This is a genomic window from Mesorhizobium sp. P2_E9 (assembly GCF_056403815.1).
The window spans coordinates 93247-107680 of sequence record NZ_JBFUET010000005.1 but is presented as its reverse complement, the minus strand read 5'-3'; the positions used below and the strand labels follow the sequence as shown (position 1 = coordinate 107680).

Below are 14434 nucleotides of genomic sequence, written 5' to 3'. Positions count from 1 at the left end.
TGTTCCTTCCGATCTCAGAGCACGCCGGCTTCGTTCTTGAGCTTGTCGACCAGTTCGGCGACGCTCTTGACCTTGACGCCTGCCTTGCGGCCGCTCGGCTCCTCGGTCTTGATGACCTTGAGGCGCGGCTTGACGTCGGCGCCGTAGTCGGCCGGGGTCTTTTCGTCGAGCTGCTTCTTCTTGGCCTTCATGATGTTGGGCAAAGAGGCATAGCGCGGCTGGTTGAGGCGAAGGTCGGCGGTGATGATCGCCGGCATCTTCAGTTCCACCGTCTGCAGGCCGCCGTCGACTTCGCGCGTCACCTTGGCCTTGTCGCCGTCGAGCACGACCTTGGAAGCGAAGGTGCCTTGCGCCCAGCCGAGCAGGGCCGCCAGCATCTGGCCGGTCTGGTTGGAATCGTCGTCGATCGCCTGCTTGCCGAGGATGACGAGGCCGGGCTGCTCGGCGTCGACGACGCCCTTCAGCACCTTGGCTACGCCGAGCGGCTCGGTCTGTTCGTCGGTCTTGACCAGGATGGCGCGGTCGGCGCCCATGGCGAGTGCGGTGCGCAAGGTCTCCTGCGCCTGCTGCGGGCCGATCGACACGACGATGATCTCTTCGGCCTTGCCGGCTTCCTTGAGCCGGATCGCCTCTTCGACCGCGATCTCGTCGAACGGGTTCATCGCCATCTTGACGTTGGCGAGTTCAACCGCCGAACCATCAGCCTTCACGCGAACCTTGACGTTCGCATCCACAACCCGCTTCACGGGCACAAGGATCTTCATTTGCCTGTCACCTCTTCACGCTAGTTGGGCGCGCTATAGCAGCCTGCGCCCCTTCTGAGTTGTCGAAAGCCGACATTCCTGACTGAATTCCGGCCAGACGGAATTCCGGCCGGATGGAAATTCTGGTCTTTGCCCGCCTTGGGCTTGGACGGAGACGTTTCCGTAGTTGCGGCAACCCTTGACGTCAATACGCTGAAAGCGGCTCAAATCGGTTCAGTTTGAGCCAGAGGGGTGTCCTCGACCCCAGCGCGTCGTGGTGGCCGGCGGTTCAGGCGCCGCTGGTTCAGCCGCAACCGGCGGCTGGTCTGATGTGGGAACCACGGTATCCTCGTCCGCGCCGGCAAAAAGCGGCACGCCACGGCTGCGCAGGACAAGTACCAGCACGGCGCCGGCAATGATGCCGCCGATGTGGCAGGCCCAGGAGATCTGGTCCTCGCCACCAGCGGCGAACATGACGATCTGGAACAGTACCCACAGGATAAGCGGGATGAAGGCCGGAATGCGCAAGGGGATGCGGGCAAAGGCCAGCACCCAGACCTTCACCCTGGGATAGAGGATCAGATAGGCGACGACCACGCCGGCGATGGCACCGGAGGCGCCGATCAGCGGCACCTGCGAATCCCAGGCGACGAGCCCCTGGAAGGCGGCGCCGGCGATGGCGCAGAGCAGATAGAAGATCAGGTAACGGATGTGGCCGAGCGCGTCCTCGACATTGTCGCCGAACACCCACAGGAACAGCATGTTGCCACCGAGATGGAAGATATCGGCATGCAGGAAGGAATAGGTGAGGTAGCTCAGGCTTTCCGGAATGATGATAAAGCGCGGGTCGAGCTCGGCCGTGTTGTGAACGACGGATGGGATGAAGCCGAGACCGAGTACGGCAGCATTGGTGAAATTCTCACCGCCGAGTGCCGTGGCGCAATAGACGAGCGCGTTGACCACGATCAGCCCGATCGTCACATATTGCAGCCTGATGTGGCGCAGCCTGTTGGTGTCGTAAAGCGGGATGAACATCGTCCCTGGCCCCCTCCCGCTTTCGGTCCGTTCAGCGGTTCTTGCCGGGAACCCATAGCACGTCGGCATTTCCGTTGTCATTGACCGCCCGGGCGGCGACAAACAGGAAATCCGAGACGCGGTTGATGTATTTCAGCCCGTCGCGGTTGACGTGTTCGCTTGGGTCTTGAGCCAGCGCCACCATCAGCCGTTCGGCCCGCCGCGCCACGGTGCGGGCGAGATGAAGCGCCGCCGCAGCCGGTGTGCCGCCGTTGAGCACGAAGGATTTGAGCGGCTGGAGATCCTTGTTGAGAAGATCGATGTCCTTTTCGACACGATCGGTCTGCCTGGCAACGATGCGCAGCGGCTCATAGCCAAGCGGCTTGCCGTCGTCGGGCACCGCAAGATCGGCGCCGAGGTCGAAGAGATCGTTCTGGATACGGGAAAGCATGGCATCGATCGCCGGATGGCTAGCTACCGTATGGACGCGGGCGATGCCGATACAGGCATTAGCCTCGTCGACCGTGCCGTAGGCGTCCACGCGCAGGTCGGATTTCAGCCGCCGCTCACCGGTGCCGAGACCCGTGGTGCCATCGTCGCCGGTGCGGGTGTAGATCTTGTTGAGCTTGACCACGTCGCCTCCCGTACGGTCGCTATCCTCACTTGCGGGTGAAATACACCGCGAGCAGAATCAGCACCAGCGCCACGGCCTGCAGCATGACGCGTGCCTGCATCAGCTTGTTCGACGTGACGCCGGAACCGCCACGCATCATGTTGATGAGGCCGCGGATCAGCACGATCACCACGGCGGCCATGACCAGAATGGCGAGGATGTTGAAGACGGTTGCCATTGTTGCGTTTCCAGTGTTTTCGCGTTCAGGCGCGTTTGGCCATCAGGCGGTAGAGTATCGATGCCGGCAGAATGCGTTTGAGGGCAGCGCCGATCTTAGCCGGCACCGTTACCACATAGTGCGGGCTCGGGCGCCGCGACAGAAGTGCATGACGCAGAACCTTATGGACCACTTCGGGTCCAGGTTTCAGCGCCGACTGGCTGCCGCCGGCGCGCAGCCGCTCCAGTTGCGCGGCATAGTCGGCGCTGTGCACGGAATTCTCGATGTCGATGTTTTTCAGGAACCAGGGCAGGCCGTTGCTGGCGATCTTCGATTTCACCGGCCCCGGTTCGATCAGCGAAACATGGACGCCGCTGCCTTCCAGTTCCTGGCGCTGACAGAGCATCAGCGCCTCGAGTGCATGTTTGGACGCCGAATAGGCGCCGCGAAAGCGTACCGGCACTAGACCAAGGATCGATGAGCAATGGACGAGGCGGCCATGGCCCTGGCGGCGCATCACCGGCACGAGACGGCTGGTCAAATCATGCCAACCGAAGAAATTGACCTCGAACTGCGCTTTCAGCGCTGCCACCGACAGATCCTCGACTGCGCCGGCCTGGGCGTAGGCGCCGTTGTTGAAGAGCGCGTCGAGCCGGCCGCCGGTGCGGTCGAGCACTGAAGCCGCCAGAGCGGCGATCGAGTCCGGGTCACTGTAGTCGAGATAAAAAGCCTCGATGCCGTCCGTTTCGAGGGCGGCGATGTCTTCCGGCTTGCGCGCTGTGGCGAATACTCGCCAGCCCTCGGCCTTCAGCGCTCGCGCACAATAGGCGCCTATGCCTGAGGACGCACCGGTGATGATGATGGTGCGCGACTCGGTCGCTGGAGAATTCGTGGTTTGACTCAGGGTTGCCATTTGCCGCATTCACTTCCCATATTCGCGGCGTCGAGACAATCGAAGGGAGCGCGCGTCCTTGCTGCGGAATATTGTCGCCCTGCGCCGCGTGCTCTACGACGCGCTTGGTCATTTCAACACCGATGACGGCTGGGCGATGGCCAGCCATCTGGCAATCACCTCGCTGATGGCGCTGTTTCCGTTCCTGATCTTCGCCACGACACTGGGCAGCTTCCTCGGCGCCCAGGCCTTTGCCGACACGGCCGTGCATCTGGTCTTCGACACCTGGCCGGAGCAGATCGCCAAGCCGATTGCGCATGAGGTGCTGAACGTGCTGACCGTCCGGCGCACCGATCTGTTGACCTATGGCGTGCTGCTTGCCGCCTACTTTGCCTCGAACGGCATCGAGGCGCTGCGCACGTCGCTCAACCGCGCCTATCGCGTCACCGAGACGCGCGGCATCATCTATCGCCGCGTGCAGAGCCTGTTCTTCGTGCTGATCGCGACGGCCGGTTTCCTGGCGATCAGCGTGCTGCTGGTGTTCGCGCCCTTGCTGGCGCGACTGGCGGAAGCGCATTTCGAGTGGATAAAGCCCTATACCGGCACGATCACGCTGTGGCGCTACGTCATCGCCTCAGCCGTCATCATCGGTGGGCTGTTTTCGGTGCACTACTGGCTGCCGGCCGGCAAGCGCCGCTTCGTCTCGCTGGTGCCGGGCATCGTCTTCACACTGGCCGCATGGCTTATCGGCTCGACGATGTTTGCCACCTATCTCGACCATTTCTCGTCCTATGTGACGACCTATGCCGGTCTGGCCTCGATCATGATCGCGGTGGTGTTCCTCTACATCGTGTCGGCGATCTTCATCCTTGGCGGCGAGCTCAACGCCGCGATCAGCCGCTATCTGGAGGCGCGTGCCCGGGTGGGATGAGTGGCCTGCCGCGCCGTTGCCAGGCCGACGCCGAACGTCGTGATGGCCATGCCGACAATCTGCAGCGCATTGAGCTGCTCGTTGAAGAGGGCCCAGGCGATGATCGCCGTCACCGCCGGCACGAGGTAGAACAGCGAGGCGACTTTCGACATCTCGCCGTCGCGGATCATCACCATCAGCAGGAAGATGGCGCCGAGCGACAGCACCAGCACCAGCCAGGCCATGGCGAAGATCAGTTCGCCGTTGATGACGACCGTGTGCGTCTCGAAGGCAAGCGCGGCGAGGATCATCAGCGAGGCGCCGCCGACATATTGCCACATGGTGGCCGCCACGAGGTCGCCGCCGGACGCAAAGCGCTTCTGCCAGATGGTGCCGGCACTCATGCCGAGCACCGAGACCAGCGAGGCGGTCAGCGTCGCCGTGGTCACGCCGCCGCCGAGCGCGCCGAGCTTCGGCCACAGCACGATGACGATGCCGATCAGGCCGATGCCAAGGCCAAGCCAGTGGCGCGGCAGGATGGCCTCGCCGAGAAACTTGCCGGCAAGCACCGCCGTGATCAGCGGCTGCAGGCCGACGATCAGGGCCGAAAACCCGGCCGGCATGCCCCGGTGGATGGCCCAGAAGACGGCGCCGAGATAGACGCCGTGCATCAGGATGCCGGCGCCGGTAGCGTGAAGCGCTTCCTTGCGGGTGGCTCGTTTCGACCCCAGAATCGGCATCAGGACAGCCAGCAGGATGGCGGCGATGACGAAACGCGCGGCGAGGAAGGTGAACGGCTCCGCCCATGGCATGGCGTAGCGCGCGCCGATGAAGCCGGTCGCCCACAGGACGACGAAAGTGGCGGGGATGAACCGCTTGATGCTGTGCATTTTCCGGAGATCGCCGCGTTGGTGAGAAATGATCGTGGCGATGCTCTAGTCCGGTTCAACCCGTCGTGCAAAACGAAACCGTTGATCCATGCATCACCGGAATTCAATTGGTGGCGAATTCGTCACGCGTTCCCAGAGTTCCCCCGGGTCAGAGCCCGACCATCCGCCTGATGTTGTCAGGTGACGCACCAGCGCCGCGCAGCTTGGCAAGGCCGGTGTCGCCAAGGCTCTTCGACAGTTTTCGCCCGTCCGGCCCGAGGATGAGCCGATGGTGGAAATAGGCCGGCTGCGGCAGCCCGAGCAGTTGCTGCAGCAGGCGCTGCACGCCGGTTGCGGAAAACAGATCCTGTCCGCGCACGACATGGCTGATAGCTTGCAGCGCATCGTCCATGACGACGGCGAGGTGGTAGCTGGTCGGGATGTCGCGGCGTGCCACGATCACGTCGCCCCAGTCCTGCGGTCGAGCTTCGACCGAGCGCGTCGTGAATAGCGTTTCATCCGTGAATTCAGCCCATGCGAGGTCCTTGCCGACGCGCGCAACAGCGGCATCGACATCCAGCCGCCAGGCGAAGGGCGCATTTTCGGCGATGCGCCGTTTGCGTTCTTTCACCGGCAGCGCCTTGTCGGCCGGGGGATAGAGCGGCACGCCGTCGGGATCGCGCGGCCAGTCGCGTCCGCGCTTTTCGCTGTCGGCGATGAAAGCCCTGATGTCGCCACGGCTCATGAAGGCGGGATAGACCAGCTCCTCGCGAATCAGCCGGTCAAGCACCGCATGATACTCGGCGAAATGCTCAGACTGGCGGCGCACCGGCTCTTCCCAGCCAAGCCCCAGCCATTTCAGATCGGCTAGCACGCCCGCCTCGAATTGCGGTGTACAGCGGGTCGTGTCGATATCCTCGATGCGCAGCAACAGGCGGCCGCCCGAGGCGCTTGCCAGCTTCTGATTGAGCAGCGCCGAATAGGCATGGCCGAGATGCAATTCGCCGTTGGGGCTGGGCGCGAAGCGGAATGTCAGGAGCGTCATGTCTCGATCGGCAATCGGGTTGTGCTGTGGTTTTGGTGGTTGCTACTTTGCGGCACATACGTGGACAAGGATACAATGCAACGCATCGCGACACTGGACGACATCGCGCGCGGGCTGGATGCGCTTTGCATCATCGACCCACGCCTGGAAAAGGTGCGCGGCATGGCCGGCGAGGTGCCGCTCAGGCTCTCCGAGCCCGGCTTCAGGAGCCTGGCCTCGATCATTGTCTCGCAGCAGGTCTCGCGGGCGAGCGCCGACGCGATCTTCGGTCGGCTGACCAGGCTCGTCGATCCGCTGACGCCGCAGGCGATCCTGGCCGCCGGCGAAGACATGTTTCGCGAGGCCGGCCTGTCGCGGCCCAAGCAGCGCGGCCTGATCGCAATTGCCCGGGCCGTGGCCGATGGCCTCGACCTTAATCACCTTTGTTCGCTTGAGGCTAAGGAGGCGATCACGAGGATGACGGCCGTGTCCGGCATCGGTCCGTGGACGGCGGAAGTGTACCTTCTGTTTGCCGCCGGGCATCCCGACATTTTTCCCGCGCGTGACGTTGCGTTGCAGAGCGCGGTCGGCCATGCGCTCGGCATCGACCCGCGTCCGCCGGAGAAAACACTGATCGCATTGGCCGAATCATGGAGCCCGTGGCGAGGTGTCGCATCGCGGCTTTTCTGGTCCTATTATCGCGAAACCAGGGGCAGGGACGCAGCACCCCCGGCCTGAATCCGCAAAAAAGCATAAAAATCATGCTTTTTTGGCACTTCGGGCGAACGACAATCCGCTTCACATCCCTGTCATGTCGGGCTTACAGTATCCGCGCCGTTCGGGTCTAGAACCAAGGAGGTAAACACGTGACGGTTGCCGTATCTCCGGATGGGCTTCCAGCACTGGTGCTGAATGCGGATTACCGTCCGCTCAGCTATTACCCCTTGTCGCTCTGGTCCTGGCAGGACGCCATCAAGGCGGTGTTCCTCGACCGGGTGAACATCGTCGCCGAATACGAGCATGCGGTGTCCTCGCCGACCTTCTCGATGAAGCTGCCGAGCGTGGTCAGCCTGAAGGCCTATGTGAAGCCGTCCAGGCATCCGGCCTTCACCCGCTTCAACGTCTTCCTGCGCGACCGCTTCCAGTGCCAGTATTGCGGCACGCCTGACGACCTGACCTTCGACCACGTCATCCCCCGCCATCGTGGCGGCGCCACGACATGGGAAAATGTCGTCGCCGCCTGTTCGCCCTGCAATCTCAGGAAGGGCGGCATGATGCCGGCACATGCCAAGATGTTTCCGCTGCAGAAGCCGTACCAGCCGACGGTGCATGATCTGCACAACAACGGCCGTCTGTTCCCGCCGAACCATCTGCATGAAAGCTGGATGGATTATCTCTACTGGGATGTCGAGCTGGAGCCATAGGGTCGGCATCGCACGTTGGAGCCGATTGGCCGACGCATGTATAAGATTACGATCGAGTGCCTTGACGTTGCGCCAGCGCTAGGTCCGCAAGCCGCCATCGACATAGAGGACGAGTTTCGCGTCCATCGGATTTGGCAAGGACAGCCTAGCTGCACCTATGCCGATGGGAAACTTCTGCTTGTCGCAAGAAATGACTTTGACGCCGACGGAAAAGCGCTGCTCGACGAATTCTGGGACTGTCTCGCCGCGTATCTCGGAGAGCACGGGGCAATGCACATCCTTAGCGTCGAGCAGGTCTAAGGCAGCCGAAACCGGTTAGCTCAGTCGCGGGCCAATGCACCCCGGAAGGCGACAGCGGCCAGGACAAGGCTGGCGATGGCGTTCCAGCCGGCCAGCGACAGTCCCAGGATGCGCAGCGCGGCCTTGTCGCAGGAGGGCGGCACGAATTTGTCGAGCGCGTCGAGCACGCCCTTGCCGCCAGTGTCGACCGGTCCGGCGCCCGCCGTGCAATCGGTCGGGCCGGCCCACCACTGCCACTCGACACCGGAGTGGTAGACGCCGAGATAGAGGCCGTAGAGCATCAGCAGGCCGCCGACAGCCAGCAGGCCGCGCGTCAGCCAAGCGGGCGCGCGCAGCATCGATGCAATCACCGCCAGCACCATCAGCGGCGCGCCGATATAGTAGGGGGTGCGCTGCTCCAGGCAGAGGTGGCAGGGGATATAGCCGCCAATGTACTGGAAGCAGAGCGCCGAGCCGACGGTCGCGGCCATGGCGACGGCGAGAAACAGGGCGGTCCGCGTCCGCTGGCGTCCGGTATCAGCATTCATGGTCGCTGTCATGAGGTCTTTCGTCCGTTGTGTTCGCCGCCCGCTTGGCTTCTTGTCCATGTCGTTGTCCCAAAACCGCAGGGCACTTTTGGGCGACAAGGATCAGAACGCGTATTTGATCAGGATATAGAGCAAAATCAGGGCAGCCGCGCCGGCGCCGACAATCAATCCCAGGCGCTTCTCGATAAACTCCTTGATCGACTCACCATAGCGGCGCAGCAGCCAGGCCAGCAGCAGGAAACGCGCGCCTCGCGCCAAGATGGCCGAGACGATGAAGACAACAAGATTGATGTGAAGCGCCCCGGCCAGGATAGTGACCACCTTGATCGGCGGCAGGTGCGCAACGCCGGACGTGACGAGCAGCACCAGCATGAGCCCGGTGCCGGACGACTGCCATTGCTCGAACGCGGCAAGGCCACCGAAATGCTCCAGGATCGGCCGGGCTATCGTGTCGTAGGCATAGTAGCCGATCAGCCAGCCGGCAATGCCGCCCAGCACGGACGCAACAGTGGCGGTCAGCGCGTAGCGATAGGCGCGTTCGGGCCGCGCCAACGCCATTGGCAGGAACAGTACGTCCGCCGGAATGAAGAACACCGAGCTCTCGACAAAAGCGATGAAGGCCAGCCACCATTCGGCGGATTTGCGCGCCGCCAGCGACAGGGTCCAGTCGTACAGTCCGCGAAGCATCGGCTCTCCTAATGCGTGTCGCCCAAAGTGCGCAGATGCCCGAGGGCAAAGGCAGGGATGAAAACAAGGGCCCAAGCTTGCGCGTCGGTCCCTTCAGACGCGCCACGCTTCATGCGCCGCCTGTCTAGAAAGATTTTCCGCGCTGCACAATGGCAGCACCGCCACGAAATCGAAAGGCGAAGATTGGTCGCATCCGGTTGATCGCGCGAATTGGCCAGTTGACGAACAGGCCTCCGACCGTATAGTCCGCGCCCATCCAGGCCGCCCGGCCTGAGCCCCTATGGCGGAATTGGTAGACGCGCTCGACTCAAAATCAGGATGCGTCTACCTTCAGCACGCAGGGCAATAAGATTAGAGTTCAATAGGTTAGGAGCTGAGGGCCGCTTAATTCTCAAACTGGCCCCTTCTGCTTAGGTGCAGCATGAGAGTGTTGAGAGGTCAACGAGTTAGTGCTTTGCGGGTGTGGTGAAACTGGTAGACGCGCTGGATTCAAAATCCAGTTCCGAAAGGAGTGTCGGTTCGAGCCCGACCACCCGCACCAACTATCGGCGGACGAACTTTGAGAATGGCGATCATTTCACTGTCGCACCAGAGTTCGGATCGTGTCTGCAGCCCCACAGGATACTCCGCAATGTCCGTGATGGATGGGGAAAACTATTTAATAAAATCAAATAGTTATAGAAGTCCGTGTGCAAAATCTGCACACGAAAGTTCTGCTTCCCTTCTATTTTCGTTCTTGCGACGGCGTAGCCGAGCTGGCGCTCCACGTGCCTCATTGCATGCGATATGCGCTTGCCGCACGATGATTTACGCTAGCGTATCCAATGTTCGGCCCCGGCCAGTTCAATACAGATCAACAACTAGGCTCCAACAGGCTCTTGGGCGTCGGGAGGAAACCGGCGCCCTGCGGCGTTCGCGGTTTCAATTCGAAGTGGCTCCCCGGGGTCGGCGAAGCGGCAAATTACGAATTCGCTAGCAACTACGCCGAGACGCGCCACAGCCGCATCAAATGCGAAAACGTCATCGTGACCGCGCAGCACTACGCTTTGCAGGTGGGCGGCTGCCAGCCCTCCGCGCCGTTGCTTTGGCGCAAAAGGGCGGCGAGGTGCGGACTCGCGATCTCAACGGCATCGGCATCCTGCGGTGCTATCCTTCTCGGATGTGCGAGGAGGGGCTGCTCGTGAAAGTCGGTTACGGGCGCCACATGATTGATGGCGCGCCGCCTCCGGGTGGCCACGCAAACTGCTGGCCGGCAAATCGATACGCTGCACCTTGGCGAGATGCAGGCCCGCGATCCAGGGATCGGCTTCTACGGTCTTGATCCTCTCGGCGCTCCTAACACACGGCGTGGCGCCCTTGAAGAAGCGGCGCACATTGCCTCCGCTATATTGACAGCGGCGACGCGCTTGATTTGCGAATTTTCGCACGCCAATTTCTCTCTGTGACAACGGCTCATTCTCCTAACAACAAGAATCTTGATGTCAGAGGATTCCGAGTACGCATTGGAGCCGCTTCGCGAAGGGGCGGAGTTCACGATCGCTCACCGGCTGATGACCCCCGCTGGAGAGCTTCAATGGCGTAAAGTGACGCGACATGTTACCTGTTCTCATCGGCCCAAGGGGGGCTCGACCGGCGATCGCCGCGTTGGCGAGGGAGATCATACCCAACGGACCGATTCTAACGATTTCAAAGTGGAGGGCGTTGCCGGCCAGTAACGCACTCAAGGGTTTCGACACAATTTGCCTGACAATTGCGACTAGACCGGGGGCGGTCATCCTGCGCCTCGCTCCATAGCGCCATTCGCTTCATCAATCTCGCCCGCCATCAGCCTCATCAGTTGGGTTTCGGTCAGGCTCGACCTCTTGAATGTTCCGAGTTGCCGCCCGAGAAACAGCACTACGAACGTATCTCCGATCGAGTAGGCATGCTGGACGTTGTGCGTGACCAGGATCACGCCGATTCCTGTCTCTTTCGCCCGCTTTACATGGCCAAGCACGATTTCGGCCTGCTTCACGCCAAGGGCCGAAGTAGGTTCATCGAGAATGAGAATACGAGCGCCGAAATGCACGGCTCGCGCGATCGCGACGCATTGACGTTGGCCGCCGGAGAGCGTGTTGATCGGCCTACGCACTGCGGCGGAGCTAACGCCTAGATCACGCAGCGCGGCCTCGGTTGTCGTGATCGCGCTGCGGGAATCAAATCGTCGGAACGGTCCCCAGCCAATCCTTGGCTCTCGCCCGAGAAAGAAATTGCGATACACGGGCATGATCGGCACCACGGCGAGGTCCTGGAAGACCGTTGCGATGCCTCTGTCTAGGGCATCCTTGGGCGAACCTAGACGCACCTCGATCCCGGACACGCGCAAGATCCCCTTGTCGGGCTTCTCCACGCCACTCAGGATTTGGATCAGCGTGGATTTGCCGGCTCCGTTGTCACCGAGCAGGCAGACCACCTCGCCAGGTCGGACGGAGAGACTCACGTCCTCCAACGCCGATACATTCTGGTAGAATTTGGAGACGCAGACGGCCTCTAGGTAAGGTTCATTGTTTATGAGCCGCCCCCTACGGTTTCATCGCCTTCAATCGCGTGTAGTTATTGATAAGCACCGCTGTCAGAAGCATGAGACCAAGAAATGTCATGAACCAGACGTCGGGCAGCGGAGTGAAGAAGAAGCCTTGGTCGACCATGCCGAAGAGAAGCGCCCCGAAGAGGGATCCGATCGGCGACCCATAGCCGCCGGTCAGGAGCGCACCACCAATGACGGCCGCCGTGACCACCTCGAATTCGCGTCCCACCGCTGCGTTGGCATCGCTCTGGTTTATGGCAAAGATGTCGAGCGCTGCGACCAACGTCGTCGAAACCGCAACTGACATATAAAGTAAGATTTTTACCTTTTTGACGGGAATCCCCAACCGCACAGCGGCCCGCTGGTCTCCGCCCGTCGCGTAGATCCAATTGCCGAAGGCGGTCTTTTCCAGAACCCATGCCGCTAGCATCGTTATAAGGATCCACCAGACTAGGGAAATCGAGAAGGGGCCGATTGAGGATGCAAACAAAACCGCCAACGGATCCCCGACCGTGACATCTCGTACGCCATCCACGGTGCTGGTGCCGATTAACATCCGTAGCCCGCCTTGCGCAGCGCCGCGCAGAATGAACAGCATTGCGAGGGTTATGATAAAAGAGGGCAATTTGGTCTTCACGACGAGGAAGCCGTTTGTCGTTCCAACGACTATTGCGGCGACGAGGGCGACAGCTAGGGCTGCCGGAAGTGGCCAACCGCTGTGAACCAAAAGATAGCCTAGAATCGACTCGCTCGCCGCCACCATCGACCCAACAGAAAGGTCGAACTCACCCGCAACCATTAGTAGCGTGACTGGCGCGGCGATAATGCCGATCTCCGCCCCCACTTCCAGATAATTGCGTGTCATCGGCAGGGTGAGGAACCCTGCCTCGCCTGTGAAAATAGCGAAGAAGACAAAGACGATGATCGTCCCGGCGACGGCGGTCAATTCCGGGCGCGCAAACACGGAAATGATGTGCCTGGCACTCATGTTACCCTTTGGGCCGCTTTGAGATGCAATGACATGCAGCGTCTCCAACCCCGATTCTGGATACTGCCCTAGCGAGTGGAGACCTCAAGTCTGTTGACGTTGTTCGGGGTGATGACGACAGGCCCGGTAACGAGCACCGGCTCGGCTGGTCGGATGGCTTGGCGAATGTACAATGCGAGCATTACCACCGGATAGTAGCCTTGAGCATATTGTTGGGCATCAAGGGCGAAATCAAGTTCGTGCGCTTTGAGGGAGAGCATGGCGCCTGCTGTCAGATCGATCGTGCCCCAGTGCATCCCTTTGCCGCGGTCACCCAAGTCGGCGCGGACCTGGGTCATTGCCGCGATGCAACAGCCACCGATGGAGAATACCGCGTCTATCGAGGAGTCCTTTTGCAGTTGCGACTCCGTAATCGTCTTGATCCGGTTTGAATTGTTGAAATCAGTCAGGGGAATCTCCGCCAACGCTGACGTTCCCGTAAATGCCTCCTTGAACCCGTTTGTACGCGCATCAAGGAAGGGCAATGCGCCGATAGGGGCGGTGATGATCAGCGCGTGTTTCGAGCCGAGAGCATTGAATTGGGCAGCGCCTACCGCGCCCTGCTTGCCAGGGTCATCGCCAACGAACGCGAGGGCGCCGACATTGGCAACCTGATCACCGCCTTGATTGACGATAATCACAGGAATTTCGGCGTCCGACGCCTTCTTGATCGTCGCGTTTAGCGCTGCGGGCGTTGGATCGGACACGATAACACCGTCTGGTTTGGCGGCGATCGCGGCTTCGAGATTTCGGCGCTCCTGGTTGGGATCGTTCAGATTATTTTCGATGCCGCGATATTGCACCTTCACGCCCAGGTCGGTGCCTGCTTGCTCTAGACCTTTGATAACGCTCGCCCAATATGTATCTGACGCAGGCGAATGGGTGACCATTATGAAAGTCGGCTTGGCGAAGGCGGCACCTTCGAAGCCGAAAACGAGCGCGAGTAAGATGGTTACAAACGCGAGTTTCTTGATCATCATCTTTCCCTCTGCTGGATCCGTTGCCCTGTTTTTGAGCACCAACTCCGCTCCTCGCTGCGGACCCGGGCATTTTCCGCCTACAGTAATAGTTGGACCAAACCCCATTTTTTAGCAACTGAGACGGGCATGGTTCGGCTGCTGTCAACGATCTCAGAATGGGGACCCTTATCCAAGATCACGATGCTCAAAAATCCGGATCAGCGCGAGCCGCTCGCGCGCCGGCTTCGCCACATTGGTCGCCAGAAGTCGCTCAAGCTCCCTCGCCATGCACCCACCGTGACAGCGGCTGGTGCTTACGTTGCCCTGAACCAGCGAGAGCCGACGTGTCTTTGCGATCGGTTCCAAAACCAACATCCAAACCGAATGCCTCCGATGGAAATCGCAGCTCGCGTCCAGATCTAAAAGGCAACTTTAGATTGTATGCCGCCCGGACGAGAAACACCTCCTCGTGCCATTTAATGCGGGAATATACGCGCGAGGTTAGTCATCTGATTGTGAAGTTAATGTCGGTCCGCGTTTCTCGTTTCAGAATTGACCCGTCGTTTGGACAGGGCTACGTTTTTTCATCTGAACTCCGGTTGGCCGTGCGCGAATACCGGCACCGCACGGAGCGGCGCCAGTCAGTACAGTTCCTTTGTGAA

Annotated in this window: 17 protein-coding genes and 1 tRNA gene; 6 read left to right on the top strand and 12 right to left on the bottom strand. The window is 60.9% G+C overall.

The genetic code is table 11. The features are described 5' to 3' along the window. Nucleotides 1-14 precede the first annotated feature (14 nt). The 5 genes from AC1D05_RS10770 to AC1D05_RS10750 form a co-directional block, all read right to left on the bottom strand. Nucleotides 15-764 (bottom strand): electron transfer flavoprotein subunit beta/FixA family protein, encoded by a 750-nt coding sequence (locus AC1D05_RS10770; RefSeq protein WP_183459547.1) that lies wholly within the window; start codon nucleotides 762-764, stop codon nucleotides 15-17. Nucleotides 765-977: 213 nt separating this feature from the next. Continuing rightward, nucleotides 978-1778: a rhomboid family intramembrane serine protease gene (locus AC1D05_RS10765; protein ID WP_477440726.1), complete on the bottom strand. Its 801-nt coding sequence runs from the start codon at nucleotides 1776-1778 to the stop codon at nucleotides 978-980. A gap of 31 nt (nucleotides 1779-1809) precedes the next feature. After that, nucleotides 1810-2391: a cob(I)yrinic acid a,c-diamide adenosyltransferase gene (locus AC1D05_RS10760; protein ID WP_477440725.1), complete on the bottom strand. Its 582-nt coding sequence runs from the start codon at nucleotides 2389-2391 to the stop codon at nucleotides 1810-1812. 25 nt (nucleotides 2392-2416) lie between these two features. Beyond that, nucleotides 2417-2608, bottom strand: a complete 192-nt coding sequence (locus tag AC1D05_RS10755) for a twin transmembrane helix small protein (protein ID WP_027031242.1) — start codon at nucleotides 2606-2608, stop codon at nucleotides 2417-2419. Nucleotides 2609-2633: 25 nt separating this feature from the next. Next, nucleotides 2634-3500 carry an SDR family oxidoreductase gene (locus AC1D05_RS10750; RefSeq protein WP_477440724.1) on the bottom strand — a complete coding sequence of 289 codons (867 nt, stop codon included), beginning with the start codon at nucleotides 3498-3500 and terminating at the stop codon, nucleotides 2634-2636. Between the two features lie 58 nt (nucleotides 3501-3558). Here AC1D05_RS10750 and AC1D05_RS10745 point away from each other — a divergent pair, with 58 nt between their 5' ends. Continuing rightward, nucleotides 3559-4410, top strand: coding sequence for a YihY/virulence factor BrkB family protein (locus AC1D05_RS10745; RefSeq protein WP_477440723.1), 852 nt, complete (start codon nucleotides 3559-3561; stop codon nucleotides 4408-4410). On the opposite strand, the gene AC1D05_RS10740 is transcribed toward AC1D05_RS10745, so the two are convergent. Beyond that, nucleotides 4380-5279 (bottom strand): DMT family transporter, encoded by a 900-nt coding sequence (locus tag AC1D05_RS10740; protein ID WP_477440722.1) that lies wholly within the window; start codon nucleotides 5277-5279, stop codon nucleotides 4380-4382. The genes AC1D05_RS10745 and AC1D05_RS10740 overlap by 31 nt on opposite strands. Nucleotides 5280-5427: 148 nt before the next feature. Further along, nucleotides 5428-6303 (bottom strand): tRNA glutamyl-Q(34) synthetase GluQRS, encoded by an 876-nt coding sequence (gene gluQRS, locus AC1D05_RS10735; RefSeq protein WP_477440721.1) that lies wholly within the window; start codon nucleotides 6301-6303, stop codon nucleotides 5428-5430. 75 nt (nucleotides 6304-6378) lie between these two features. Between gluQRS and AC1D05_RS10730 the strand changes: the two genes are divergently transcribed. The 3 genes from AC1D05_RS10730 (at nucleotide 6379) to AC1D05_RS10720 (ending at nucleotide 8006) form a co-directional block, all read left to right on the top strand. Continuing rightward, on the top strand, nucleotides 6379-7020 hold the full coding sequence (locus tag AC1D05_RS10730; protein ID WP_477440720.1) for a DNA-3-methyladenine glycosylase family protein: 642 nt from the start codon (nucleotides 6379-6381) through the stop codon (nucleotides 7018-7020). A 128-nt stretch (nucleotides 7021-7148) separates the two neighbouring features. Beyond that, nucleotides 7149-7706, top strand: a complete 558-nt coding sequence (locus tag AC1D05_RS10725) for an HNH endonuclease (RefSeq protein WP_027041701.1) — start codon at nucleotides 7149-7151, stop codon at nucleotides 7704-7706. Nucleotides 7707-7742: 36 nt separating this feature from the next. Then, nucleotides 7743-8006, top strand: a complete 264-nt coding sequence (locus tag AC1D05_RS10720; protein WP_477440719.1) for a hypothetical protein — start codon at nucleotides 7743-7745, stop codon at nucleotides 8004-8006. Between the two features lie 20 nt (nucleotides 8007-8026). Here the strand turns inward: AC1D05_RS10720 and AC1D05_RS10715 are convergent, their stop codons facing one another. Both AC1D05_RS10715 and AC1D05_RS10710 read right to left on the bottom strand, forming a co-directional pair. Further along, complete coding sequence (locus AC1D05_RS10715) at nucleotides 8027-8545, bottom strand: disulfide bond formation protein B (protein ID WP_477440718.1); 519 nt, start codon at nucleotides 8543-8545, stop codon at nucleotides 8027-8029. 90 nt (nucleotides 8546-8635) lie between these two features. Further along, complete coding sequence (locus AC1D05_RS10710) at nucleotides 8636-9220, bottom strand: YqaA family protein (RefSeq protein ID WP_477440717.1); 585 nt, start codon at nucleotides 9218-9220, stop codon at nucleotides 8636-8638. Nucleotides 9221-9676: 456 nt separating this feature from the next. Here AC1D05_RS10710 and AC1D05_RS10705 point away from each other — a divergent pair. Then, nucleotides 9677-9761, top strand: a tRNA-Leu gene (locus AC1D05_RS10705). A gap of 670 nt (nucleotides 9762-10431) precedes the next feature. After that, complete coding sequence (locus AC1D05_RS10700) at nucleotides 10432-10665, top strand: hypothetical protein (RefSeq protein ID WP_477440716.1); 234 nt, start codon at nucleotides 10432-10434, stop codon at nucleotides 10663-10665. 326 nt (nucleotides 10666-10991) lie between these two features. Here AC1D05_RS10700 and AC1D05_RS10695 read toward each other — a convergent pair whose 3' ends face one another. Genes AC1D05_RS10695 through AC1D05_RS10685 form a run of 3 tightly spaced genes read right to left on the bottom strand, consistent with a single transcriptional unit; the run spans nucleotide 10992 to nucleotide 13793 of the window. Continuing rightward, nucleotides 10992-11771, bottom strand: coding sequence for an ATP-binding cassette domain-containing protein (locus AC1D05_RS10695; protein WP_477440920.1), 780 nt, complete (start codon nucleotides 11769-11771; stop codon nucleotides 10992-10994). A 10-nt stretch (nucleotides 11772-11781) separates the two neighbouring features. Further along, nucleotides 11782-12822, bottom strand: a complete 1041-nt coding sequence (locus AC1D05_RS10690) for an ABC transporter permease (protein ID WP_477440715.1) — start codon at nucleotides 12820-12822, stop codon at nucleotides 11782-11784. A 20-nt stretch (nucleotides 12823-12842) separates the two neighbouring features. Next, nucleotides 12843-13793, bottom strand: coding sequence for a substrate-binding domain-containing protein (locus tag AC1D05_RS10685; RefSeq protein WP_477440714.1), 951 nt, complete (start codon nucleotides 13791-13793; stop codon nucleotides 12843-12845). Between the last annotated feature and the right edge of the window lie 641 nt (nucleotides 13794-14434).